Here is a 24,722-nt window from a genome sequence, read left to right as displayed (position 1 = left end):
TTGAAAATGGAACTGCACGACATAAAAAGAGTTTATCTCATAGGCATAGGCGGCATCGGTATGAGCGGCCTGGCACGCTATTTCCATCATTTGGGTTGCATTGTTTGCGGATATGATAAAACGTCGACTGATTTAACAAACCAGTTGCACAACGAAGGCATCCAGGTTGTTTTTGAAGACCATGCGGATTATATCCCGATGAGTTTCCAAAAGCCGTGCAGCGATACGTTGATCATTTATACGCCTGCGGTGCCAAAGGATTCACATATCGTTAATTATTTCAAAAGTCACGGCTTCGAGTTGTTCAAGCGTTCGCAGGTTTTAGGTTTGATCAGCAAAAGCTCGTTCACCATCGCTGTTGCCGGTACGCACGGCAAAACTACCACCTCAACCATGGTAGCGCATTTGCTAAAGGCATCGGGCAATGATTGCTCGGCTTTTTTGGGTGGTATTTCATCAAACTACCAAACCAATGTGCTGTACGGTAAAAACAATGTAATGGTGGTTGAGGCCGATGAGTATGATCGCTCGTTCCTTACGCTGTTTCCTGATGTGGCTATCATTACATCAATGGATGCAGATCACCTGGATATTTATGGCGATCACGCGCATCTGACCGAATCGTTTAAGCTATTCGCCTCGCAGATAAAACCGGGCGGTACGCTGGTGCACAAAAATGGTTTGCCGTTAGATGGTGGTTATACTTACGCTTTTGAAGATGAAACTGCCGACGCGCATGCTTCAAACGTGAGGATCATTGACGGCGATTTTTACTTCGACTACAACAGTGCCGCGGTAAATATCACCGATATAAGAATGGGTATAGCAGGCACTCACAACGTGGAGAATGCTGTAGCTGCCATTGAAGCTGTGTTGAAGCTGAATATTTCGCCTGAAAATATTAAAGCGGCGCTGGCATCATTCAGAGGTGTTAAACGCAGGTTTGAATACATTGTTAAAACACCGGAGCATATCTACATTGATGATTATGCGCATCACCCTGAAGAATTGAGGGCATGCATATCATCAATTAAGAGATTATATCCGGCTAAAAAATTAACGGCCATATTTCAGCCGCATTTATTTACCCGCACCCGCGACTTTGCCGATGGTTTTGCCGAAGTGCTGGACATGGTAGATGAGCTCATATTGCTGGAAATTTACCCGGCGCGCGAATTGCCGATAGAAGGAGTTGACTCGCAGATGCTGCTTAACCGTATGCATTTGCAAAATAAAAGGATATTAAGTAAGGAGGCCGCGGTAGCTGCGATAGCTTCCGAAAAACCTGAACTATTGTTAACAGTAGGAGCCGGTGATATTGATACGCTGGTGCAGCCATTAAAACAAGTATTAAGTAATGAATAAAAAACTCATTTGGAAGCGCCTGCTGATAGGTTGTGCCTGGGTAATATGCCTTGGTGGCCTTGTGGTGCTCATGAGTTTTATTGAAACAAAAAAAGCGGATGTTAGGTGTACTTCGGTAAATGTGAGCATTCCTGGCGGTCAGTATTTTATTGACAAGCAGGAAGTTGATCACATTATTGAAGTTACCAGTCACTCGCTGGTAGGCAGACGTGTCGAGAATATTAATATCCAGGAGCTGGAGGATAAGCTTAAGGCTAACCCTTTTATTGAGTTTGCCAAGGTTTATACCGAAATGGACGGGGTATTAAGGGTTGAGGTAAGTCAGCGCCAGCCGATACTGCGGATCATGAACCGTTATGATATGGATTTTTATGTAGATCAGCATGGTTTAAAAATTCCGCTATCATCAAACTTTACCGCAAGGGTATTGGTGGCAAATGGTTTCATTGACGAGTTGTTTACTAACCGTGTTGATTCATTGCATACCAGGTTGGCGAAAGATTTGTTCAGGGCAGCAGATTATATCCGTAAGGATTCGCTTTGGGACGCGCAGATAGCACAGATGTATGTGAACAACGAGCGTGAGATTGAACTGATCCCGAGGGTAGGCAACCAAAGGATCCTGATAGGTAACGCCGACTCGCTTAACGTGAAGCTGAACAACCTCCAGGCTTTTTACAAGCAGGTGTTGCCAAAGGTAGGCTGGAATACTTATAAAGTGATCAATGTAAAATATACCAACCAGGTTATTGGTATAAAAAATGAAAATATAAAAGCAGATTCGATTAAAGCGGCTAAGACTGCCAAAGAGGATTCGCTCAGGACGAAAAGGGATACATCTCAAATTAAATTGTAATATGGACAAAAGCTCAACTCAGGAAAAAAGTTCGCCAATTGTAGTAGGATTGGATATCGGGACTACCAAGATATGTGCCATTGTCGGGCGCAGGAGCAAGAACGGGAAGATTGAGGTTTTAGGAATTGGCAAGGCCGAATCTGCCGGCGTAACGCGCGGTGTGGTTTCAAATATAGATAAAACAGTACAGGGCATTCATCAGGCGGTGGATGTAGCAGGATCGCAATCAAATGTGGAGATCAGGGTAGTGAACGTGGGTATTGCGGGTCAGCACATTAAAAGTTTACAGCACCGTGGTTTAATCACCCGTCGCGATCTGCAATCAGAGATCGGTCGTAAAGATATTGATAAACTGATAGAGGATATGTATAACCTGGTAATGCCTCCGGGCGAGGAGATCATCCACGTATTGCCGCAGGAATTTACGGTAGATAATGAGCCGGGTATCAAAGACCCTATTGGTATGGCGGGTGTTAGGCTTGAGGCTAACTTCCATATTATATCTGGTCAGGTAACCGCTATCAAAAACATTGTAAAATGTGTTAACAAGGCCAGCCTGGAAAGCCAGGAACTGATCCTTGAGCCGCTGGCATCTTCAGAATCTGTTTTGAGCGAAGAGGAAAAAGAAGCCGGTGTGGTTTTGGTTGATATTGGTGGCGGCACTACCGATGTGGCTATCTTCCACGAAGGCATCATTCGCCATACAGCCGTTATCCCTTTCGGCGGTAATAGCGTAACTGAGGATATCCGCGAAGGCTGTTCTGTAATGCGCAACATCGCGGAGCAATTGAAAGTAAGGTTTGGATCTGCCCTGGCCGATGAGAACAAGGAAAATGAGATAGTATGTGTTCCGGGTTTACGTGGCAGGGAGCCTAAAGAAATTTCGGTGAAAAACCTGGCTTATGTAATTCAAGCCCGTATGGAAGAGATCGTAGAGCATGTTTACTACGAGATCAAATCATCAGGCTACGAGAAAAAGCTGATTGCAGGTATCGTGATAACCGGTGGTGGCGCACAGCTGAAACACTTGCGTCAGTTGGTTGAGTTTGTAACCGGTTTGGATTGCCGTGTGGGTTACCCTACCGAGCACCTGGCTAAAAACGAAGTGTTGCCAAAAGGAACATACGAAGAATTGCAAAGTCCGACTTTTGCTACCGGTATTGGTTTGTTGATTAAAGGTATCCAGAAAATGGAATACATGAATGAAGCGATCCCTGCTGAAGTAAAAACGGCTAAGCCAAAATTTGATACAAAAAGTAAAGAAGGTGGTTTGTTAGACAGGCTGCTGAAAAAGAGTATAACATTTATTAAGGATGACATTAAGGATGAGGACTTTCTGAAATAATATTTATTCACAAGGGTTAAACTTATTCACATTGCTCACAAATGTGGATAAACCTTGTTGAAAAAGTGTTATTATTACGATGGTAAAATCTAATGTTGGGTTGAATTACATATAGCTGAAAACGAAGATTATGCATTTTGAAATGTTAAAAGAAAAATCGTCAATCATCAAGGTAATTGGTGTTGGCGGTGGTGGTGGTAACGCGGTAAACCATATGTACAGGCAAGGAATTACCGGTGTTGATTTTATAATATGCAACACTGATGCCCAGGCATTGGAGCTGAGCCCTATACCTAACAAGGTGCAATTAGGTGCCAGTTTAACCGAGGGCATGGGTGCAGGCTCAATACCCGAAGTAGGCAAAAATTCGGCTATTGAAAATATCGACGATATTAAACAGATGTTGGGCGTTAATACCAAAATGTTGTTCATTACAGCTGGTATGGGCGGTGGCACGGGTACAGGCGCAAGCCCTATCATTGCCAAAGCAGCGCGCGAAATGGATATATTAACGGTGGGTATCATAACCACACCTTTCTCTTTTGAAGGTAAACGCCGTAAAATGCAGGCTGATGCAGGTTTGGAAGAACTGCGTAAGTATGTCGATTCGTTCCTTGTGATCTCGAATGACAGGCTTCGCCAGATTTTCGGTAACCTGACCATGAGCTCGGCATTTGCACAGGCTGATAACATATTGACCACGGCAGCCAAAGGGATAGCCGAGATCATCACCTTACCGGGTTATATCAACGTCGACTTTAAAGATGTGCGCACGGTAATGAAGGATAGCGGTGTATCTATCATGGGCAGCTTTAGCGCCGATGGTGAAAATCGTGCTCTTAAAGCCGTTGAAGGTGCATTGGCGTCGCCATTGTTAAAAGACAATGAAATTGAAGGCGCAAGGTATATATTGCTTAACATCAGTTCGGGCCTTAAAGAGGTTACCATGGATGAGATCAGCGTAATTACTGATTACATCCAGGAAGAAGCCGGTTTAGCTGCCGACCTGATCTGGGGTAACTGTATCGACGAAAACCTGGGCGAGCAATTATCGGTAACTATCATTGCTACCGGTTTCCAAACTAAAGATGAGCGCGAAAAAGAAAACAGCAACAAGAAAATAGTTTCGATGCTGGTTCCGGAAGAACCTCAACCAGTGCGCCCGGTTAATGAGTTTATTAAACCTGTTAAAGCGGATGCTCCTGCCGAGCCTTATGCTAAAGCCCCTAAAGAGGATGCTAAACAAGCCGGTTTATTTGACATGTTTGCCGGTAGCCGCCAGGAAGAACCTGCTGTTGTGAGACATAGCTTAATGCATGAAGATTTGGAGGCTGATAATGAGCCGGATACTGCTGGTTTTACTTTTAAAATGAGCGAACCGGTAAGCTACGAGCAACCTGTAAGGGAACAACCACGCATGCCGGAACCCGAGCCAGAGCCTACTCCGGCACCGCAACCGGTTGGTGCTGATGACAACAAAACCAACGAATCGATAGAAGAGCAGTTGAAAAAATCGCGCGAGCGCATTATGAGGCTGAAAGACCTGAGCATGAAGCTGCGTACAGGTAATATCCAGGAGTTGGAAAATGTACCGGCTTATAAACGTAAAGAAATAGCATTGCAGGATACCCCTGCATCTGACGAAAGCCAGATTTCACGTTTTTCCCTGATGCAGGATAGCGAAGGTAACGTGGAGATTAGGAATAACAATTCTTACCTGCACGGGAACGCGGACTAAAAGAGTCAGGACTTTTAGAGTCAAGAAGTAAGAAGAAAATGGAAAAACCACAATAATTGAATGGGAGATCAACAAAAGAATTACATCTGAGCGTTGATCTCCCTTTTTTTGTTTGAAGCCCAATAAGCTGCATGAAAATGAACAACCGTCATTGCGAGGTACGAAGCAATCCCCGATAAGCAGGTCTGCCTTGTATAGTTTGGGATTGCTTCGTACCTCGCAATGACGGTTTGAGATCTATTTTCCAAAGTCTTGAATCTCACCATCTTGGTTCTTGACTCTTAATATCTTGCTTCTGTTCTCTCAGGTTATAACCTATTCTAAAAAGTTATAGCTATTGTTTGAAGGTGTTTTTACGGCTATATTTGCATTTAAATTTATAAAAACAATTCATTTTGGATTTATTTGATAAAATAACAAAAAGCTTAGGTGGGCCGATAGGGCAGCACCAGAAGTGGTCGCATGGTTATTTTTCTTTTCCTAAACTGGAAGGCGAAATAGGCCCTCACATGCAGTTTAATGGAAAAGAGCATTTGGTTTGGAGCCTTAACAACTATCTTGGCTTGGCTAACCATCCCGAAGTAAGACAAGCCGACGCGCAAGCCGCCGCAGATTACGGTATGGCTTACCCAATGGGCGCGAGGATGATGTCAGGGAACTCAATCCATCACGAGGAGCTTGAGAATGGCTTAGCCCAATTCGTTGGTAAACAATCGGCCTTTTTGCTTAACTACGGTTACCAGGGTATGGTATCTATCATTGATGCTTTGGTTGACAGGAATGATGTTATTGTTTATGATGCCGAATCGCACGCTTGCATTATTGATGGCGTACGTTTACATATGGGTAAACGCTTTGTTTATCAACATAACGATATCGAAAGCTGTGAAAAACAGCTGGAGCGTGCAACCCGTTTAACAGAACAGACCGGCGGTGGTATATTACTTATTACCGAAGGCGTTTTTGGTATGTCGGGCGCGCAAGGCAAGCTTAAGGCAGTTGCCGATCTTAAAAAGAAATTTAATTTCCGTTTATTGGTTGATGACGCTCATGGTTTTGGTACTATGGGGAAAACAGGTGCCGGCACACATGAAGAGCAGGAATGTATGGATGAGGTGGACGTGTACTTTGCTACCTTCGCCAAATCAATGGCCGGTATTGGTGCTTTTGTAGCTGCCGACCAGGATATCATCCACTATCTGCGCTATAACATGCGTTCTCAAACATTTGCCAAAGCATTACCAATGCCAATGGTTTTAGGTTTGAAAAAGCGTTTCGAAATGTTGAAAACCCAGCCAGAGCTTCGCGAAAAACTATGGTTAATTGCAAACACTTTGCAAGCCGGTTTAAAAGAACGTGGCTTTGACCTGGGTGCTTCAAACACCATGGTTACCCCGGTATTTTTAAAAGGCGACTTATTTGAAGCGACAGCACTAACCCGCGATCTGCGTGAAAACTATGGTGTTTTCTGTTCGATAGTGGTTTACCCGGTAATCCCTAAAGGATTGATCGTGCTAAGGTTAATCCCAACAGCATCACATAGCCTGGAAGACGTACAGCGCACCCTTGACGCCTACAGCGCTATCGGCGAAAAGCTGAAAGCTGGGTATTACAAAGAGAACAAACTGGAAATTGCCTAACAGCATTTGATGATATATTTAAAAGCCCCGGAGATATCCGGGGCTTTTTTTGTGTTTTAGAATCTGATGTAGAGACGCATTATATGCGTCTCCCGTGAGCAAGGCCGCTATAGTAAATAGACACGTAGTTGCTTGTCCTGGCGGAGACGCATGTGATGCGTCTCTACATTTAAAAACCTTGATAAAACGTTTTCTAAATTATTTTAGCAAGCTTTTTTGTTTAACTAAAACCTTTTCTATTTTTACGGCTACCATATCAAAACCATGAAATTAACCAGACGACATTTTATAAAAATTAATAGCGTTGCAGCAGCCGGCATCGGCTTAGGTGTAACCCCGGTATTTGCTTCAGCTGTGGCCCCTGCCTTTGAAAGCCAACGCCCGAAACTTGCCGACCGTAAATTTACCAGCAAGGCTGTTGAAGCCATCATTAAAAAAGTTAAAGCCGATATCAAAGACCCTGAAGTTGCCTGGCTTTTTGAAAACTGCTATCCCAATACTTTAGATACTACGGTAAACTATTCTGAAAAAGACGGTAAGCCGGATACTTTCGTGATTACTGGCGACATCAATGCTATGTGGATGCGCGATTCATCGGCACAGGTTTGGCCGTACCTGCCGCTCATTAAAAATGATCCGGCATTGAAGAAATTAATCCAGGGTGTGCTGAGCCGTCAGGCTAAATGCGTGATCATTGATCCGTATGCAAACGCCTTTAACGAAGGCCCAACCGGTAGTGAGTGGGATAGCGACCGTACTACCATGAAGCCCGAGTTACACGAGCGTAAATGGGAGATCGACTCACTTTGTTACCCTGTAAGGTTGGCTTACAACTACTGGAAAATCAGCGGCGATACCAGTTTCTTTGACGAAAATTGGCAAAAAGCAGGTAAGATCATCCTGGCTACCTTTAAAGAGCAGCAACGTAAGGACGGTAAAGGTCCGTACTTTTTCCAGCGTAAAACCGAAACACAAAGCGATACTGCCCCTAACAGGGGGTATGGTAACCCGATTAAACCAGTTGGTTTGATCTGCTCTATCTTCCGCCCGTCGGATGATGCTACTATCTATCCATTCCTGATCCCGTCAAACTACTTCGCGGTAGCAAGCTTAAATCAAATGGCCGAAATGTACAGCACTATCGGCCATGATAATGCTACAGCTGATGCCTGCAAAACCTTGGCAGCAGAGGTTCAGGCGGCACTTAAACAATACGCGGTTGGACATCATCCGCAATTTGGACAGGTGATTCCGTTTGAAGTTGATGGTTATGGGAACCAGTTGTTCATGGATGATTCAAACGTGCCGAGCTTGTTGGCTTTACCATATCTTGATTCGGTAAAGGTTGATGATCCGTTATACCAAAGCACCCGTAAGTTTGTATTGAGCGATAGCAATCCTTACTATTTTAAAGGCACAGCTGCCGAAGGTATTGGCGGTCCGCACGTAGGTATTGGCTATATCTGGCCAATGGCAATTATTATGCGTGGCATCACTTCAACCGATAAAGCGGAGATTGTACAGTGCATTAAATGGCTGAAAAGCACTCATGCGGGCACCGGTTTCATGCACGAATCATTCAATAAAGATGATGCAAAGGACTTTACCCGTAAATGGTTTGCCTGGGCTAACACTTTATTTGGCGAATTGATACTAAAAGTGCACGAACATTACCCAGATATACTGCAGCAGACTTTTTAAACCTGTAAATATATTAATACCTGAAAGTATTTTAAATACTATGTTATAGTTGTATAGATAGCTATAGATATTATTTATACTTCGATATGATTTGTATTTTAATTATTAATCAAACTTATTTTAAAATATAAGTTTGATTTAAACTTTTTAATAGAAAATAAGAGGTGGCTCATAAATAGAAACCGGCAAAAATGTGGAAAAAAACCACTGTTAAGGCCGTATTTTTTGGCTTCAAAAGTTTTTAATTAACAAAAAACATTTTAGCTTAGCTTTAATTAAAACAATAAACCTCAAAATTTAAAAGGAGTAATTAAATGAAAAAATTTACTGAAGTAAAAGAGCTTGTAGCTGCTTTAGAGGCTGATGCCGACAAATTCTACAACAAAGGAAACAGCGCTGCCGGTACACGTGTACGTAAAGGCATGCAGGATCTAAAAAACCTGGCACAGGCAATCCGCCTTGAAGTTCAGGAAGCTAAGAATAAAGAAGCTTAGTAAGATTTTTTATCATCTTATTCCAATAAAAAACCCGGTCCATGGACCGGGTTTTTTATTTTATGTGGGATTTTGAAAAGTACCGCACAAAAGAAACGTCATTGCAAGGTACGAAGCAATCCCAAACTATACAGGGCGGACCTTCTAATCGGGGATTGCTTCGTGCCTCGCAATGACGCTTGTTGGGAAATCTGTATAAGGTTACGCTTTTACCGCTACCGGGGCAAGCTTTTTAAGTTCAGTTGCAATAGCATCGGCAGTTTTTTCGCTTACCTGTACCAATGGTAACCTAACAGTATCACCACAGATGCCCAATTGCTTTAAAGCGGTTTTAACACCGGCAGGGCTACCTTCGGTAAACATTAAGCGGGTAAACTCTATCAGATCAAAATGTGCAGCATGTGCGCCTTTGTAATCGTTATTAAGTAAAAGCCTAACCATGTCAGATAACTGACGCGGAAGGGCATTGCCAATAACAGATATTGCACCAACACCACCTAAAGCCATCATTGGTAAAGTAACCGGATCATCGCCCGAAATAAACAGGAAACCTTCAGGTTTATCACGCATCAGTTGGTTAAACAGATCGAAATTGCCTGATGCTTCTTTGATACCGATAATGTTTTTAAACTCTTTTGCCAGGCGTACCGTTGTTTCGGCGCTAACCGTGCTGCCTGTACGGCTTGGTACATTATATAATATTATAGGCAATTTACTGTTTAGCGCAATTGCTTTATAATGCTGATAAATGCCCTCCTGGGTAGGTTTGTTATAATGCGGACTTGCTGAAAGTATAGCATCATAACCATCAATATCAAATGATTTTATTTGTTCAACAACTTCATGAGTATTATTACCGCCTATACCGGCCACCAGGCCAACGCGCTTATTTACCACTTCGGCAGTGAAAGCCCAAACCTGCTTTCGTTCGGCCTCGCTCAATGTGGCGCTTTCGCCGGTTGTACCTAACGATACCAGGTATTCCACCCCGCCATCAATCAAATGTTCAATCAGGTTTCTCAACCCGTCGTAGTCAATTTGACCATCCGCATGAAAAGGGGTTACCATAGCTACCCCTGTTCCGTAAAATATATTCATGAGTAAAATTAAAAGGATGCTAATATAGTGATTAGTGATTGGAGATTAAGGTTTTATTAGAGGTTTATTTTGGGGAAAAGTGCCTTGGTTGAGTTTAAAGTTGGATTTTGGGTGGGGAATTGCATTTTAACGCATCCGTCATTGCGAGGCACGAAGCAATCCCTGATGAGCAGGGCCGACCTGTATAATTTGGGATTGCTTCGTGCCTCGCAATGACGCGGTGGAGATATTATCAAATCACCCCAAATAATGAGCCGCCTTTTTCGCCAAGCTTATCAACTGTTTTTTCCACCTCGGGCACACGTTCAAGCACAGGGGCGTGATGTGGTTTTATCCGGGCATCTATAATCAACGTACCTTTACAGCCCCAATGTTTGTGCTCGGTAAAGCTGCCAACCCCATAAATATCATGCGACGGGTTGCTGCGGGTAAAGGTTACCCATACAAAATTATTGATAGTTTGCGCCGCGAAGCCTGCGTCGTCGCAAAGTACCATTAATGGTAAGCCGGTGAGGTCTTCGTCCTGCAGGCTATATTCAAGAATACTGATAACATTATCGATATCCTTGTGATTTACATGCTTGGGGACTTCAACCATCAGCACGCCGGGCATAGCCATTTTGTAGCCGGTTATAGGGCGGGGGAGGTTGAACCAGTCGGGCAATTCAGTCCATAGTTCACGTTTAATATCCCCGGCAGCGGTAACGGCTAATTTACTGCCGGAGTTAAGACCTTCGCCACTATAGTCGAGGGTGTCAATGGTAGTATTAGTGTGAAAATGCAGGTCGCGGGTAAGGTCAATCCTTTGCAGGATGTGTTTCAGGAAACCGCCGATGTCGTTAACATTCAGTTTAGGATCGTCCTCATGCGCCGCAATAAAGAGGTATTTGGCAAGACTTAACTGACCTTTACCCAATATATGATTGGCGATAGTAACTATCTCCTGCGGCTTGCGCTCTTTAAGGTAAGGAGTGTACCGTTCGCTGCCAATGGCGAAGAGCAGCGGGTGAACACCCGCGGCATCAACCGCGTTAACCGCATGAAGGCCAGGAATCTCCTTAGGAATGGCCGAGCCGGTAATTTCATGGATGAGCGCCCCAAAGCTGGTGTCCTCCTGTGGCGGGCGACCAACCACAGTAAACGACCAAACGGCATCTTTACGGTGATATACGTTGTGCACTTTCATCAATGGAAAAGGGTGTACCAGGCTATAGTAACCCAAATGATCACCAAAAGGCCCTTCCGGTTTATTTTCGTGCGGCATAACTGTGCCGGTGATCACGAAATCGGCATCTGCCGAAATACAAAAACCTTCATTGTCATAAAAATACCGGAAACGGCGATTGCCTAATGCGCCGGCAAAGGTCATCTCTGATAAACCTTCGGGCAGGGGCATTACCGCGGCTACTGGATGTGCTGGAGGTCCTCCTACAAATATGCTCACTTTTAACGGCTGTCCTTTGGCATTGGCTTTGGTTTGATGCACGCCTATACCCCGGTGGATCTGGTAATGCAAGCCAATCTCCTGGTTTTGAATATAATCATTGCCGGCCAGTTGGATGCGGTACATACCCAGGTTGGCGTTCATGATACCTGGCTGATCTGCATCTTCGGTATATACCTGCGGCATGGTAACAAATGGGCCGCCGTCCATTGGCCAGTTTACAATCTGCGGAATATCGCTGATATTACATTTGCCAAATTTTATGGGCGCGCCTGCACCGCTTTTCATAGGCAATGCAGAAAGGGCTGTTAAACCAACACCCGCATATTTAAATGGGTTTTTTATCGCTTTTATCGGGTCGTTCTTGATATCAACTAAAATCTTGATCTTTTCGAGCGTGTCCCTGAAAATAAACTTTGACCTGTCGAGGGTGCCGAAAAGGTTAGACACGGCCGGGAATTTACTGCCCTTTACGTTCTCAAATAATATAGCAGGCCCTTCGTTCTCAAATACGCGTAAGTGTATCGCTGCCATTTGCAGGTAAGGATCCACTTCTTCCTTAATACGAATAAGGTGGCCTTTTTTTTCGAGATCGGTAATGCAGGCTTGTAAACTTGAGTAACCCATGAGCAACTAAAATATATTAATTGGCCAAAAGTAAACAATAGTTCAATTTAATATGCTGGAATCTTGAAGCCCTCAATCGCGTCGGGGTTGCCAAGAAATGTCCATCTTAAACCAACAATATAAGTATTTAAAGCTTTAGCAACCTGGTCTGTTGTGGCCATATATACCAACTGCGGAAAATCGTCGGCATACTGCCATCCGCCATTTATTTCGGCCAGGCCAAGCCGGTTAGTAACCGATGCCGCGCTCTGATCATTAATAAAATTACTGATCAGGAAGCCGTTCTTAATCCGGGTAAGCCATTCATTATTAACACCTGTCGCTTGTAGATTTTTTAATATGTTGAGCATGGCGGGAATAGCTTCCTGCGGTTTGTCGGTACTTAAATGCATATGTGCAAAAGGCATTTGGTATGACCATGTGGAGGCGCTTGGATCATAAGCCAATCTGCGTTGGTTGCGTAATTCATAGTAAAGGGTATTGGCCAAAGCCGAGATCCCTAACCTGAACGGAACATTATCGGCACTATTAACTGCCGGTGAGTTCATGATAGCCGATATATAATTGGTTGGCAGGTCACGTCTTTCACCAACCAGTTTATTATCTGTCCAGGCCGGAGAAGGGTAATCAGGCTTTGCATAAAACGCCGATGGCATGTTACTGAAGGAAGCCAGTACCTTTTCAAATATCTCCTGCTTGGTTAAATTACCTACAACCACTATGAATATCTTGTTTTTATTTAACAGGGTTTTATAGTACTCTTTTAAATCGGCTGCTGTTAAGTTGCGTAAGGTAAGTTCGTTGCCTTCGGGCTGTGTGGCATAAGGTGTTCCGCTAAAGGCATTTTGCATTTGTAACTGCTCCAACCTGGTATCGGGATAAGCCTGGGCATTTTTAGTTTCTGAAATCAATTTAGTTTTTAGCAGTTCAACCTGTTGGTCTTCAAATACCGGGTTCATAATGGCCTCGGTAAACAGGTCCCAGGCCTGATTCAGGTATTTGGAAACAGTGTTGACTTGTACATAACCACAATCGTATGACGAGTTGCCGTTCATAAAAATCTCGTATTTATCAGCAGTGTCTTTTAAGGCCGAAGAACTGTATTTTTTAGTACCGCAATCAGTAAGCGATTGCAGGGTAAGGGTTTCGATACCCGCTTTGTTAGGCTTGTAATTGGTTACGCCACCACGGTAATACATGCGTACGTTAACTACATTTTTAGGGCTGGGTTTAAAAATTACTTTGATGCCGTTCACGTCAAATGAGGTTGCTGTTGGAGCTGCTGGCACCTGGGCAAAAGTTGCAGAAAGGCCGGTGAGCAATAATATGATGGATAAAATAGCTTGTTTCATGATAAAGTTTGAGTTAATTGGCCTTGAAAAAATCGTCTGCGTTAACCTGTGCTTTTAAATCGGGATTGATTAGCAAGCCGGCGCAATATGGTTTTGCTTTAATGTATTTGCGTACATAGGCTTGTACATCGGCTTTGGTTATCTTGTCTATTTTATCATTATAAGTAAAGTGATAATTGAGGGATGCAGATGCCCACCAGAAAGTTAGCGTTTGTACGTATTGCGTGGTGATCTCGGCCTGTCGTTCCTGGCTTATCTGAAGTTTTCGTTTGGCAGTCTGGATTTGCTCGTCGGTAATATAATCGTCGGTATCAAACAAGCTGATCTGTTTTTTTGCCTCGTCCAGGCATTCTTTAATTTTTTGCGGGTTGGGCTGTATGTAAAACGAGATTTCGCCGCCGTGTGCCAGTGTAAGGTAATTAAAGTTGATTTCCTGGGCCAGGCCTGTTTCAACAAGGGCTTTACTCAATTTTGACGATCGCTGGGTAAGTATATATGAAAAAATATCGGCAGCATAGGTTGAGGGAATATCATGCCGCGTATCGGGGCCCTGCCAACCCATATAAATTGACGGTATGGTTGCCAGGTTGGATTCTGTGATAAAATAGTCGGTTTTTTTGAGTGGTTCAAACTCCGGTACTATCCACTTTTTTAAAGGGCTAACAGCCGAAGCCTGCCAACTGCCAAACAACGGTGTTACCTGTTTGAATATAGCATCATGGCTTACTTTGCCTGCAACTATGAGTATGGCATTATTAGGATGGTGATATTTTAGCTTTACCGAATCAACCATGCTTAACGTAGCTGCATTTATGGCATCGCGCGTGCCAATGGCAACTTTTCGGTTGGCGAGTTTACCCCATAAGTGCTGTAGTATAGCTAAGTTAAATTTGAATGATGCTGATGATTCTTTCTGTGTTAACTGGGCAAGTGTAATGGTTTTTTCACGTTCAAGTTCTTCATTATTAAGTACCGGAAAACGAATAGCCGAATTCATATACTTTAACCCTTCTTCTATATTAAAACTTGGGAGCGTAAAAAAGGAACTGCCATATTCTTGCTGCACAGTGCTGTTTTTTTGAGTGCCTAATACACTTGTACGATAACCAACCTGCTCGGCATTACCATAGTCTTTATTGGCTTTGAAAAGCATCATCTGATACAAACCGGTAAGTCCGCTGTATTTTATGGGTTCTGTAAAGGCACCGGTTTTAAACGCTATGGCAACTGTTGCTAACGGAACGCTGTTGTCTTCAACTACCAATACCGTGAGCCCATTTTGCAGGGTTTTTACAAACATGTTTGCGGGGATTTTGACCTGGGCCAATGCAGGTATCGAAGTTGTGAAGAGTAATAATAAAACGTAAATTTTCTTTATCATGGTTAACGCCGATAAGGTTTTTAAAGGTTAAAATAATAAAAGAAATTTACTCGGTATAAATTTATTGCCGAAGGCGGCAAAATGTTCTGTTAACTTAAAAATTGAATCATCCTAAGAAAGTAATCCGTACTTTAGCGTCATTATTATTCCCCTATGTCGGTTACCATACTTACGCTTATTATACTTGTTGGGTCGTACTTAGCGGGTTTATTGGGTTCATTAACGGGTTTAGGCGGAGGTGTTGTTATTATTCCGCTGCTTACCATTTTACTTGGTGTTGATATTCAGTATGCCATAGGCGCATCACTGGTATCAGTAATTGCTACCTCTTCGGGTTCGGCGGCGGCTTATGTTAAAGAGGGGATAACCAATATCAGGTTGGGGATGTTCCTGGAAATAGCTACCACCATAGGCGCTATGGTAGGCGCGCTGATAGCGGTTTATATCCCTACAAATTTCATCGCCATTTTATTTGGTGTTATCCTGATCCTGTCGGCGGTAATGTCATTAAAAAAGAAAGCCGAGCATATTCATCAGCAAAAAAGCGTACTGGCCGAAAAGCTGAAGCTTAATGGTAGTTTTCCTACTCCGGCGGGCGCTGTTCCTTATACTGTAAGAAATGTTGGCGGCGGTTTTTTCATGATGCTTTTTGCCGGAGTGATATCGGGCTTACTTGGCATAGGCTCAGGAGCGCTGAAGGTTTTGGCGATGGACGGGATTATGCGGATCCCTTTTAAGGTATCAACCACTACCAGTAATTTTATGATAGGGGTTACCGCTGCTGCAAGCGCGGTAGTTTACCTGCAAAGGGGTTATATCGACCCGGGACTTTCCATGCCGGTTGCCATAGGTGTTTTATTAGGGGCTTTAAGCGGATCAAAAATATTGGTGCATACCTCATCATCCGGATGGCTGCGTGTGGTTTTTGCCGTGGTGGTTACGTTTTTGGCGTCGCAAATGATATATAAAGGAATTACTGGTAATATATAGTCATTAGGTCATTGCGTCATTAAGTCATTTTTTTATGACGTTGAATACAATGGCTGTTCGACATGATGAGAAGAAATGACTTAATGACCAAATGATTGAAAAAATGACTAAAAAGTTCAAAGATACCGATATGCAGGCCGTGATAGGCTGGATACTGCGCGCAGGGGTGCTGGTATCAATGAGCGTTATTTTTATTGGTGGGGTTATTTACCTGTACCGTCATGGGTATACGCATGTTGATTACAGCAAATTTGTTGGTGTACCCGATTTTGTGAGTAATCCGGCCGGAATCATACATGGCATAATTACATTACGCGGGCGGGCAATTATACAGGCCGGGATAGTGCTGCTGATAGCCACGCCGGTTATCAGGGTGGTATTTTCGGCTATTGGTTTCATCATGGAGAGGGATTTCCTGTACACCGGCATCACTATGCTGGTACTGCTTATTATTCTGGCAAGTATGATAAGCGGCCATGCCGGATAATATTTTTGAAAACTTTTTTGTATTTATTATAGTATATATAATAAATGCAGAGACGCCCCGTACAATCATCGGCTTTAAGCAGCGTTGGCTATGACCCGGACGCCCGGATCCTGGAACTTGAATTCAGGGAAAATGGTGGTGTATGGCAGTACTTTGGTTTTCCTTCCGCTACCTTCAAAAAATTCATTAATGCCGAATCGTTGGGGAATTTCTTCGCTACCCGTATAAAAGGCAAATACCCCGAACTAAAAGTAAAGTTCGCGCATTAATTTCCGGTGCGGCGGCGCTCATCATCATTTCCAGTATTGCGCTTATTGGCCGATTTAATGGTGCTTTTACCAAAACGATAACTAAAATTAAGCCTCACAATGCGGGTATCGCGCTTGTTAACTTCCGAAAGATCGATGTTTTGGTAAACGGCTCTGTTGCGCCCCCTGTCTGTATTAAAAATATCATTCAGCGTTAGTTTAAGGGTAGCCCGCTTATCTAATATTTGCTTGCTGATACCGGCATTTACAGCATAGCTGGCCTTTAATTCATTGATGCCGTAAATGGTTGGGGTTTCATATCTGCCGGATAATTCGCCGAGCAATGTACTTGTGATAACAAAGTTTTGTGTGCTGCCGAAAATGATATCTTGCTTGCCCCGGTTAAAATCGCCATTGCGGGCATAGGCCTTGTAGCGTACGTAAATGGCATCAAGGTTAAAACTGGCCGACCACCATTTGGTGAACTGCACAGGTGCGTAAAACGAAGCGCCGTAAACAAATATCTGCCCAAAGTTTTTGCGATAGGTTACATTAACCTTGGTAGAGTCGTTTTGGTAATAAACCGGGAAATCATAAGCATCGTTTGTAACGGTATAATATAGTTCGGTCGAAAAAGTCTGATCGTACGTATGCGATATTTGTATGGTATTGGTGTATTCGGGTTTTAGCTGGGGATTACCTGCGCGATAGTCATATAGGTCGGTGTAGTACAAAAATGGGTTGATATCCTCATAAAGCGGCCTGTGGATGCCTCGATTGTAACTGATGCCAATGATATTCTTTTTATCAGCCTCGTAACTTATTTGCGCCTGCGGAAAAAGGTTGAAATAATTATAAGTGTTTACATCCGGTGTGTCATCATTTAATCCCCATGATTTGCCAGTTGCATGAGTATTTTCGGCGCGCACGCCTGCCGTAATATCCCATTTCCCTATTTTATTAACATAGTTCATATAAGCAGCGCTCACTGCTTCTGAATACAGGAACCTGTTGCTGAAATTTTCGTCGGGCAGATATCTGCCACTTACTTTTGGGCCAAAAATAAGATTATTGTTACTCCGCGCATTATTGTATTTGATGCCGACCTCTAATCGAGAAGTTTTATTCAGCGGATTTACAAAGTCCATTTTTGATGTCCAGATATGGATATCCGATGGCGAAAGGTTTTCCAGGTCCAGATCATTGCGGTAAGTATTGCCTGCCGGAGTGAAAAAGCTATTGGTAATAAACTCATTTGAATGGCGCTTATACGTTGAATAATTACCATCTACCGAGATACTTCTGCCGGTTTTATCCAGCACCGCGTTATAATTGATATTGTAATTTAAATAGCTGCTGCCCCTGTCAAGGTTTGATTGCGCCCTGATAATTGAGTCGAGCTTACTTTGATTGCGGATGTACAGATCGTTGTTTTTCGCAAAATCATCTTTCCTGATAATGCCGCTTACCAAAAAGCCTATGGTCTGCTTTGTGTTGATGGAATAATCGGCGCCTAACTTAAAGTTGTGGTTCCGGGTTTTCTGAATGTTATTATAATCAACATCGTAGTTGCTCAGGATATCGTTATAAGTAATGTTCCGGTTGGTGGTAATAGTGCGGGTGCCTTTGTTGTTATCGTAAGTGTAATTACCAAAAATATTGAGCTTGCTGGTGCGGTTGTTGAAAACGATACCGGCCGTACTTTTATAATACTTGCCGTAGCCTGCCATGGCTGTAATTGTTCCGTTTGTACCCAGATTTTTGCCTTTTTTTAGAATGATATTGATAATGCCTCCACCAGATGCATCATATTTTGCCGATGGGCTACTGATCATCTCAACCTGATCAATAGTGCTGCTTTGCATACTGCGGAGCAGGCTGGTAAGGTCATCGCCGGTAAGGTTGGTAGGTTTACCATCTATGGTGATTAACGCGGCTTGCCTGCCGTTAATGCTCAAGGTTTCATTACTGTTAACCCTAACCCCCGGCGATTGCCTCAGGATATCAAATGCCGAATTACCCTCGGCCAGGATACTGTTTTGCACGCTTAATACAATTTTGCCGGGTTTAACCTCGATATAAGGTTTCCTGGCCACTACTTTAACTTCCTGCAGCTGGTTATCCGAAAGTTTTAAAATAATATCCCTGGTAATTGTTTTTTGACCTGCAGTTACTTTGTATGGCCCTGTATAAACTTTAACATAACCTATTTTACTAATGAGTATGATGTAACTATCGGGTTGAAGTCCTGTAAACTCAAACTGTCCATTTTTATTTACCAGGTTTGATTTTAGGATGGAGGAGTCGGCGGCAGAAAGTAAAACGGCGGTCGCGGCTTCTGCTGTCTGGTTATTTTCAGTTAAAACCTTTCCCTGTATTATTGAGGATTTTGTTTGGGCAAAAGAAAAACAATACATTCCCGTCAGGAATGCAAAAAAAAAGCCTGCTGTTAAACCCCTCATTAATCAGTAGATGTAGAAATTTGCTATAGTTTAAAAATTTATAAAATGTACCGCAATATAATACAATATATATTAAACTATATGTATTGTATTGATATTTTAACGTTATAATATAAAATAATGTTGCAACATGAGTATTGAATTGTAAGGGTAAAAGGTTTTATGCCGGTGTAGTAATATATTGTTTGCAAAAACGCCCACAATAGCATAAATAAACAAAACAACCTGATTTTTTCTTTATTTTCGGCCTCGGTACATCATCGCACTGTATATTGACCATTATAACATGAAAAAAATTTATCTGTTTATATTAGTTACCTGTTTTGCGGGTAAATTGTTTGCGCAAACTCCTCCTGCCAATTATGCCACGGCTTTAAATAAGTTTAAGCAGCTATATAACAATAACCAACCCGACAGTGTTTACAGCATGTTTGGGCCCGAAATGATGAAGGCACTTTCTCAAGCCGACTTCAAAAGCACCACCGTGCAGTTAAAAACGCAGTTAGGCTCACTATTGCAGGCAGATCTGGAAAGCTATGAAACTCCTATAGCGCACTATAAAGCTACATTTCAAAAAGCTGTTTTTTTATTAAACATCTCGTTAAATGCTGACAATAAATTTACAGGGCTTTCATTAACACCATACAAGGCAGAAAACAATGCTACAGCATCAACTTCGGCTGGTAGTACAGCTTTGGCAACCGACCCTTCTTTAGTTGAATCTCCTGTAACTGTTAAAACTTTGCTGGGTTCAATATCAGGAACCTTAGCTATGCCAAAGGATGCAAACGGAAAAGTACCATTGGTATTGATCATTGCAGGCTCAGGCCCTACGGACAGGGACGGCAACAGTCCTAAATTGGGCCTTTATGCCAATATTTATAAAATGATCGCTAATGAGCTGGGCAAAAAGGGTATAGCATCATTACGTTATGATAAACGTTTGGTTGGTAAAAGCACTACTTCAATCAAAGAAAACGAGATCAGGTTTGAAGACTATGTGGAGGATGCCGCAGCCTTGCTTAACATGTTTACTGCCGATGAAAGATTTTCGAGGGTGATTATACTCGGGCACAGCGAAGGCTCATTGGTGGGTATGATGGCTGCTTATGATGAGCCTATAAAAGGCTTTATATCAGTAGCCGGTGCAGGCGATTCGGCCGATAAGATCCTGACCGAGCAGATGAAATCACAGCCAGCTTTTATATCTGACGGATTTAACCGCATGCTTGACAGTTTGAAACGCGGTAAAACAACTGACAATATCGACCCTGCACTGTACTTTATTGCCAGGCCAAGTATCCAGAAATACCTGATGTCGTGGTTCAGGTACAATCCGCAGCGCGAGATCAGGAAAGTGAAAGCACCGATATTGATCATCCAGGGAACAACAGATTTACAGGTAACTGTTGGTGATGCCGAGAAACTGAAAAAAGCAAAATCAGACGCGATACTTGATATTATCCCTAACATGAACCATGTGCTGAAAGAAGCCCCAGCAGATAAGGAAAAGAATAAGGCTACCTACAATGAACCCGACCTTCCGCTGAAACCGGAGTTTGTTACGGCGATAACTAATTTTGTGTTGAAAACAACGAGATAATATACAAAAAACCATGTCATTGCGAGCGAAGCGTGGCAACCGCACGGAGGCATATTCGCCCTGTAAAGCATGCGATTGCTTCGTTCCTCGCAATGACACGATAATAATTTCTTACCAAGCTCCCAACAACCTCCTGATCACAATGATCTCGGCAATGTGATAGGCATTGTGATCTGCAGCCTGTAATGCCTCACGAAGAATAGTTTGCCCATCGCCATGAAGGATTTTTCCATAGATATCCCCGGTTTTGACCAATTCAATTAGTTCATTCAGGTCGTCGTCAATTTGTTTTAGGCTGTTATTCCAGGTTTGGTCATCTTGTGGCTCAAGTTCTTTTGGCCAGTAAGCCTCCGGCCATTTTGGTGATTGATGATTTCCATCCTTACTAAACTCCAGCATATCCCATTGCGCTATCCGGATATGTTCAACCAATTGCCATATGGTATACGGGAGTTTATCAACCTTAGCTCCGCGAAGTTGTGGTGACAGACCGTCAACTGCCTTTTTTAAATCGGCATGGGCGTTACCGCCTTGCAATAAATGGATGATTTCATCGACTAAAATCGTATGTTCATTATTCATAGGTAAATCAAATGTTTGATAAAGTAACAAATTCGTCGCCGGTTTGATTTATTTGGCTTAAATGTTTTAAGTTTATGCTTCATTGTAAAACCCCATCAGTTGTGATCAGAAATATATTCTTAAAATTAACACTCGCCGTTGTTTTATTTATGGTAGCCTTTACCGGTTGTAAAAAAGAGGGGGGAAGCGGTACCGGTCCGCTTTTGGGTAAGGATGATGCCGCTTTTCTGAAATATGAGAATACATTTCTGGATAATTTCTGGAAGCTGAACCCCGATTGGGCTACATCGGCAGGATATCATAAATATGATAGTTTAATGGTGATCCCTAACGATCAAAGCCGCGATAAACTGGTAACCTTCGCCAAATACCAGGTAGATTCGTTAAGCCGCTTTGAAGTGAATACGCTGTCAGAAGCTAATAAGATAGATTACAAGATTCTCCAAAACCAGCTTGAATACGTGCAATGGCAGGTTCGTCAGCTAAAACAGTACGAGTGGGACCCATCATCATACAATGTTATAGGTACGTTTGCTTACATCCTGAATGAGCATTACGAGCCATTGCCTAAACGTCTGCGCCATTTTTATCAGCGCATGTCATTCATTCCGCAGTATTACAAGGAAGCCGAAAAACAGATCAAGAATCCGGTAGTGGAGCTTACCAGCCTGGCTATTGAGCAAAATCTGGGCGGCATGGATGTAATAGGAAAAGATTTTGCCGATTCGCTCAAGAAAACCAATATCCCTAAAGCCGAACAAAAATTAATGACCGACAGGGCTGCCCAAAGCGTTGTTGCTATTAAAGCATATGCCGACTGGCTAAAAGCACTGAAGAATGATCATCCAAGAAGTTTCAGGTTGGGCAAAGATTTGTATGAGGATAAGTTTAAATACGAGATTGTAGCATCTAACACTGCCGATAAGATTTACAATGCTGCGGTTGAACGTAAGAAATTCATTCACCGCGAAATGGGTAAGATCAGCAAGCAGCTTTGGCCCAAATACTTTGTTAAACAAGCCGCTCCTGCCGATAGTTTGCTGATGATAAGCCAGCTGATAGATACGATATCAACTAAACACGTTAAGCCTGAAGATTTTCAATCATCAATTGAGCAAATTATTCCTAAGCTTAACGCCTTTGTAAAATCTAAAGACCTGTTAACACTTGATCCGTCAAAACCATTGATTATCCGTAAAGAGCCGGGTTATATGGCCGGTGTAGCAGGTGCATCTATGAGCGGGCCTGGTCCGTATGATAAAAATGGTAACTCATACTACAACGTAGGCAGCCTTTCTGGTTGGAGCAAGGAAAAAGCCGAAAGTTACCTGCGCGAGTACAATAACTATATTTTACAGATTCTGAGCATCCATGAAGCTGTGCCAGGGCATTATGTGCAGGGTGTATATTCAAACAAAGCACCAAGCATTATTAAAGCGGTATTTGGTAACGGCGCTATGGCCGAAGGCTGGGCGGTATATACCGAGCAAATGATGCTGGAAAATGGCTTTGGCAACAACGAGCCCGAAATGATGCTGATGTGGTACAAATGGAACTTACGCTCGGTATGCAATGCTATATTGGATTACAGCATACACAGCGGTAGCATGACCAAAGATGAGGCTATTAAATTATTAACCCGCGAGGCATTTCAGCAACAGGCCGAAGCCGATGGTAAATGGAAGCGTGTTAGTGTAACCAGCGTACAGCTTACCAGCTATTATACCGGTTATAAAGAGATTGTTGATTTAAGGGATGCCTATAAAGTAAAAATGGGCGATAAGTATAAACTGAAAGAGTTTAACGAAAAGTTTTTGAGCTACGGCAGTGCCCCTGTTAAATTTATAAGGGAAGCCATGCTGGCCAAAACCAGCGGAAATTAATTGATAGTCCATAGGTATAAACTCATGGACTATGAAACCATGAGTTTATTTCCTTATGAACTATCAAAAATCTTTTTATTAACAGCTTAGGCGTAGTGGTTTTTTATCTGGTGCTCAAGCTGGGTCATCACGTTTTTCTTCAGTTTGCCCTTGTAGCAGGTGCAGCATCCCTCGTTCAGGTTAAGCTCGGCAATTGTTTTACCCTGGTACACTACGCGGAAATTCCCGGCTTCGTTGGGTAAAATGGCCAAAATACGTTCATCTTCTCCCGAAAAATTGATAAGCACATGAAACTGGTGCTGTGGCATAAATGCTATCTGCTGTAACATAAAACCTCTCCTTCGTAAAATTAGGTGTGTGAAAAAAAATAAAGAGTTGAGCGTAGTATAAAGTTAACGAATTTGTTTTTAATTAATTGTTAGGAATTTTCAGTTTTTTGCGAGATATATTATAATATATTTAGCGCTTACATCTTTGCATACTATGAAGAAGATTTTGTTGGCTGGCGCGCTGGCTATGATGGTATTTGCAGGTTATGCCCAAAAGGTAAAACCGGCACTGAAACTGGTTAAAGGAAACACCTATTACCTGTCAACCCTGGCACATTCGGTTGTAAAGCAAACTATAAACGGGCAGCTTAACAATATTGATATGACCATTGAAGGCAAAATGTCATTCAAGGTGCTTAATGTTGATTCGTTGTATTACATGGAGGTTAATTACACCAAAGTAGGTATGAATATGCAGTTACCTAACGGTAATGTAGCTTTTAATTCTGACGATAAGGATACTACCAATATTATGGCACGGATCATGGCAGGCATAACCAATAAGCCGTTTACCGCTACGTTAAGCAAAAGCGGCAGGATCAGGTCGATTGAGAATGCCGAGAATATGATCACATCCATGATAGATGGTTTTAAAGAAGTTCCGGCAGATAAGAAGGAGCAATTAAAAACTCAATTGAGCCAATCATTTGGTTCCGGGGCGCTTAAAAGCAATCTGGAAATGGCTATGTCCGTCCTTCCGGAGGTATCGGTTGTTAAAAACGATAAGTGGACAATAAAAAATAACCTGCAGGGGGCTATGAGCGCTAAAATGGTTTCGGTTTATCAACTGATGGATATTACGCCGCAAAGCTTTGTAATTCATGGCAACGCCACTATCGAAACCGATAATACCGCTGGTTACAAAACAGTTGGAAACTTACCCATGAAATACAACATGAAAGGAACTATGGTATCAGATGTTGTTGTTGATAAAGCTACCGGCTGGATCTCAAGCTCAAAGGTTAAACAAAACATTGATGGCGCGGTAGAAATAAAGGATAGCCCGCAGGTGCCGGGCGGTGTAACTTTCCCTATGAGTGTGGTAAGCGAGACCTCAACTACAGGTCATTAATTAAACACATAAAAAAATCCCTGCC

20 protein-coding genes are annotated in these 24,722 nt (G+C 42.7%); 13 read left to right on the top strand and 7 right to left on the bottom strand.

What is annotated here, in order from left to right; translation table 11 throughout:
* The first annotated feature begins 6 nt into the window (after positions 1-6).
* The 7 genes from murC (at position 7) to DEO27_RS19235 (ending at position 9,139) form a co-directional block, all read left to right on the top strand.
* Complete coding sequence (gene murC, locus DEO27_RS19265) at positions 7-1,365, top strand: UDP-N-acetylmuramate--L-alanine ligase (RefSeq protein ID WP_112574991.1); 1,359 nt, start codon at positions 7-9, stop codon at positions 1,363-1,365.
* Entirely contained in the window at positions 1,358-2,221 is an 864-nt protein-coding gene (locus tag DEO27_RS19260) for a cell division protein FtsQ/DivIB (RefSeq protein WP_190295135.1), read from the top strand. Before murC ends, DEO27_RS19260 begins: the two co-directional genes overlap by 8 nt.
* Before the next feature lies 1 nt (position 2,222).
* Entirely contained in the window at positions 2,223-3,566 is a 1,344-nt protein-coding gene (gene ftsA, locus DEO27_RS19255; protein ID WP_112574990.1) for a cell division protein FtsA, read from the top strand.
* Positions 3,567-3,696: 130 nt separating this feature from the next.
* The gene (gene ftsZ / locus DEO27_RS19250) at positions 3,697-5,304 is read left to right on the top strand and encodes a cell division protein FtsZ (RefSeq protein ID WP_112574989.1); all 1,608 of its coding nucleotides are present in this window, start codon (positions 3,697-3,699) and stop codon (positions 5,302-5,304) included.
* A 395-nt stretch (positions 5,305-5,699) separates the two neighbouring features.
* Complete coding sequence (locus tag DEO27_RS19245) at positions 5,700-6,944, top strand: aminotransferase class I/II-fold pyridoxal phosphate-dependent enzyme (protein ID WP_112574988.1); 1,245 nt, start codon at positions 5,700-5,702, stop codon at positions 6,942-6,944.
* A 264-nt stretch (positions 6,945-7,208) separates the two neighbouring features.
* The gene (locus DEO27_RS19240) at positions 7,209-8,645 is read left to right on the top strand and encodes a glycoside hydrolase family 125 protein (RefSeq protein ID WP_112574987.1); all 1,437 of its coding nucleotides are present in this window, start codon (positions 7,209-7,211) and stop codon (positions 8,643-8,645) included.
* 314 nt (positions 8,646-8,959) lie between these two features.
* Positions 8,960-9,139, top strand: a complete 180-nt coding sequence (locus DEO27_RS19235; protein ID WP_090529881.1) for a histone H1 — start codon at positions 8,960-8,962, stop codon at positions 9,137-9,139.
* Positions 9,140-9,340: 201 nt separating this feature from the next.
* Here DEO27_RS19235 and dapA read toward each other — a convergent pair whose 3' ends face one another.
* The 4 genes from dapA to DEO27_RS19215 form a co-directional block, all read right to left on the bottom strand.
* Entirely contained in the window at positions 9,341-10,237 is an 897-nt protein-coding gene (dapA, locus tag DEO27_RS19230) for a 4-hydroxy-tetrahydrodipicolinate synthase (RefSeq protein ID WP_112574986.1), read from the bottom strand.
* Positions 10,238-10,469: 232 nt separating this feature from the next.
* Positions 10,470-12,308: a UbiD family decarboxylase gene (locus tag DEO27_RS19225; protein ID WP_112574985.1), complete on the bottom strand. Its 1,839-nt coding sequence runs from the start codon at positions 12,306-12,308 to the stop codon at positions 10,470-10,472.
* 47 nt (positions 12,309-12,355) lie between these two features.
* Positions 12,356-13,660 carry a M16 family metallopeptidase gene (locus DEO27_RS19220; protein WP_112574984.1) on the bottom strand — a complete coding sequence of 435 codons (1,305 nt, stop codon included), beginning with the start codon at positions 13,658-13,660 and terminating at the stop codon, positions 12,356-12,358.
* Positions 13,661-13,673: 13 nt separating this feature from the next.
* Positions 13,674-15,041 (bottom strand): M16 family metallopeptidase, encoded by a 1,368-nt coding sequence (locus tag DEO27_RS19215; RefSeq protein WP_112574983.1) that lies wholly within the window; start codon positions 15,039-15,041, stop codon positions 13,674-13,676.
* A 153-nt stretch (positions 15,042-15,194) separates the two neighbouring features.
* On the opposite strand from DEO27_RS19215, the gene DEO27_RS19210 reads away from it, so the two are divergent.
* The 3 genes from DEO27_RS19210 to DEO27_RS19200 all read left to right on the top strand — a co-directional run bounded on the left by DEO27_RS19210 (position 15,195) and on the right by DEO27_RS19200 (position 16,787).
* The gene (locus DEO27_RS19210; protein ID WP_112574982.1) at positions 15,195-16,031 is read left to right on the top strand and encodes a sulfite exporter TauE/SafE family protein; all 837 of its coding nucleotides are present in this window, start codon (positions 15,195-15,197) and stop codon (positions 16,029-16,031) included.
* Positions 16,032-16,134: 103 nt separating this feature from the next.
* A complete protein-coding gene (locus DEO27_RS19205) occupies positions 16,135-16,518 on the top strand; it encodes a DUF1634 domain-containing protein (protein WP_112575006.1) in 384 nt (127 codons plus the stop codon).
* 44 nt (positions 16,519-16,562) lie between these two features.
* Positions 16,563-16,787, top strand: a complete 225-nt coding sequence (locus DEO27_RS19200) for a KTSC domain-containing protein (protein WP_112574981.1) — start codon at positions 16,563-16,565, stop codon at positions 16,785-16,787.
* On the opposite strand, the gene DEO27_RS19195 is transcribed toward DEO27_RS19200, so the two are convergent.
* Complete coding sequence (locus DEO27_RS19195) at positions 16,784-19,228, bottom strand: outer membrane beta-barrel family protein (RefSeq protein ID WP_112574980.1); 2,445 nt, start codon at positions 19,226-19,228, stop codon at positions 16,784-16,786. The genes DEO27_RS19200 and DEO27_RS19195 overlap by 4 nt on opposite strands.
* A gap of 286 nt (positions 19,229-19,514) precedes the next feature.
* Between DEO27_RS19195 and DEO27_RS19190 the strand changes: the two genes are divergently transcribed.
* Complete coding sequence (locus tag DEO27_RS19190) at positions 19,515-20,831, top strand: alpha/beta fold hydrolase (RefSeq protein WP_112574979.1); 1,317 nt, start codon at positions 19,515-19,517, stop codon at positions 20,829-20,831.
* A gap of 111 nt (positions 20,832-20,942) precedes the next feature.
* Here DEO27_RS19190 and DEO27_RS19185 read toward each other — a convergent pair whose 3' ends face one another.
* Complete coding sequence (locus DEO27_RS19185) at positions 20,943-21,413, bottom strand: DinB family protein (protein WP_112574978.1); 471 nt, start codon at positions 21,411-21,413, stop codon at positions 20,943-20,945.
* A 101-nt stretch (positions 21,414-21,514) separates the two neighbouring features.
* Between DEO27_RS19185 and DEO27_RS19180 the strand changes: the two genes are divergently transcribed.
* Positions 21,515-23,296, top strand: coding sequence for a DUF885 domain-containing protein (locus DEO27_RS19180; protein WP_223817997.1), 1,782 nt, complete (start codon positions 21,515-21,517; stop codon positions 23,294-23,296).
* A gap of 86 nt (positions 23,297-23,382) precedes the next feature.
* Here the strand turns inward: DEO27_RS19180 and DEO27_RS19175 are convergent, their stop codons facing one another.
* Complete coding sequence (locus tag DEO27_RS19175) at positions 23,383-23,625, bottom strand: hypothetical protein (protein ID WP_112574976.1); 243 nt, start codon at positions 23,623-23,625, stop codon at positions 23,383-23,385.
* Positions 23,626-23,779: 154 nt separating this feature from the next.
* Here DEO27_RS19175 and DEO27_RS19170 point away from each other — a divergent pair, with 154 nt between their 5' ends.
* Positions 23,780-24,697: a DUF6263 family protein gene (locus tag DEO27_RS19170; RefSeq protein WP_112574975.1), complete on the top strand. Its 918-nt coding sequence runs from the start codon at positions 23,780-23,782 to the stop codon at positions 24,695-24,697.
* The last annotated feature ends 25 nt before the right edge of the window (positions 24,698-24,722 follow it).

Source organism: Mucilaginibacter rubeus (genome assembly GCF_003286415.2).
GTDB lineage: Bacteria > Bacteroidota > Bacteroidia > Sphingobacteriales > Sphingobacteriaceae > Mucilaginibacter > Mucilaginibacter rubeus_A.
The sequence above is the reverse complement of the archived record's forward strand: the minus strand, read 5'-3'. Positions and strand labels throughout refer to the sequence as shown.

What these genes read in the sequence shown, in the direction of transcription:
- murC (WP_112574991.1), top strand. Translation starts at nt 7, where the DNA reads ATGGAACTGCACGACATAAAAAGAGTTTATCTCATAGGCATAGGCGGC.
- DEO27_RS19260 (WP_190295135.1), top strand. Translation starts at nt 1,358, where the DNA reads ATGAATAAAAAACTCATTTGGAAGCGCCTGCTGATAGGTTGTGCCTGG.
- ftsA (WP_112574990.1), top strand. Translation starts at nt 2,223, where the DNA reads ATGGACAAAAGCTCAACTCAGGAAAAAAGTTCGCCAATTGTAGTAGGA.
- ftsZ (WP_112574989.1), top strand. Translation starts at nt 3,697, where the DNA reads ATGCATTTTGAAATGTTAAAAGAAAAATCGTCAATCATCAAGGTAATT.
- DEO27_RS19240 (WP_112574987.1), top strand. Translation starts at nt 7,209, where the DNA reads ATGAAATTAACCAGACGACATTTTATAAAAATTAATAGCGTTGCAGCA.
- DEO27_RS19235 (WP_090529881.1), top strand. Translation starts at nt 8,960, where the DNA reads ATGAAAAAATTTACTGAAGTAAAAGAGCTTGTAGCTGCTTTAGAGGCT.
- dapA (WP_112574986.1), bottom strand. Translation starts at nt 10,237, where the DNA reads ATGAATATATTTTACGGAACAGGGGTAGCTATGGTAACCCCTTTTCAT.
- DEO27_RS19225 (WP_112574985.1), bottom strand. Translation starts at nt 12,308, where the DNA reads ATGGGTTACTCAAGTTTACAAGCCTGCATTACCGATCTCGAAAAAAAA.
- DEO27_RS19220 (WP_112574984.1), bottom strand. Translation starts at nt 13,660, where the DNA reads ATGAAACAAGCTATTTTATCCATCATATTATTGCTCACCGGCCTTTCT.
- DEO27_RS19215 (WP_112574983.1), bottom strand. Translation starts at nt 15,041, where the DNA reads ATGATAAAGAAAATTTACGTTTTATTATTACTCTTCACAACTTCGATA.
- DEO27_RS19210 (WP_112574982.1), top strand. Translation starts at nt 15,195, where the DNA reads ATGTCGGTTACCATACTTACGCTTATTATACTTGTTGGGTCGTACTTA.
- DEO27_RS19205 (WP_112575006.1), top strand. Translation starts at nt 16,135, where the DNA reads ATGACTAAAAAGTTCAAAGATACCGATATGCAGGCCGTGATAGGCTGG.
- DEO27_RS19200 (WP_112574981.1), top strand. Translation starts at nt 16,563, where the DNA reads ATGCAGAGACGCCCCGTACAATCATCGGCTTTAAGCAGCGTTGGCTAT.
- DEO27_RS19195 (WP_112574980.1), bottom strand. Translation starts at nt 19,228, where the DNA reads ATGAGGGGTTTAACAGCAGGCTTTTTTTTTGCATTCCTGACGGGAATG.
- DEO27_RS19190 (WP_112574979.1), top strand. Translation starts at nt 19,515, where the DNA reads ATGAAAAAAATTTATCTGTTTATATTAGTTACCTGTTTTGCGGGTAAA.
- DEO27_RS19185 (WP_112574978.1), bottom strand. Translation starts at nt 21,413, where the DNA reads ATGAATAATGAACATACGATTTTAGTCGATGAAATCATCCATTTATTG.
- DEO27_RS19175 (WP_112574976.1), bottom strand. Translation starts at nt 23,625, where the DNA reads ATGTTACAGCAGATAGCATTTATGCCACAGCACCAGTTTCATGTGCTT.
- DEO27_RS19170 (WP_112574975.1), top strand. Translation starts at nt 23,780, where the DNA reads ATGAAGAAGATTTTGTTGGCTGGCGCGCTGGCTATGATGGTATTTGCA.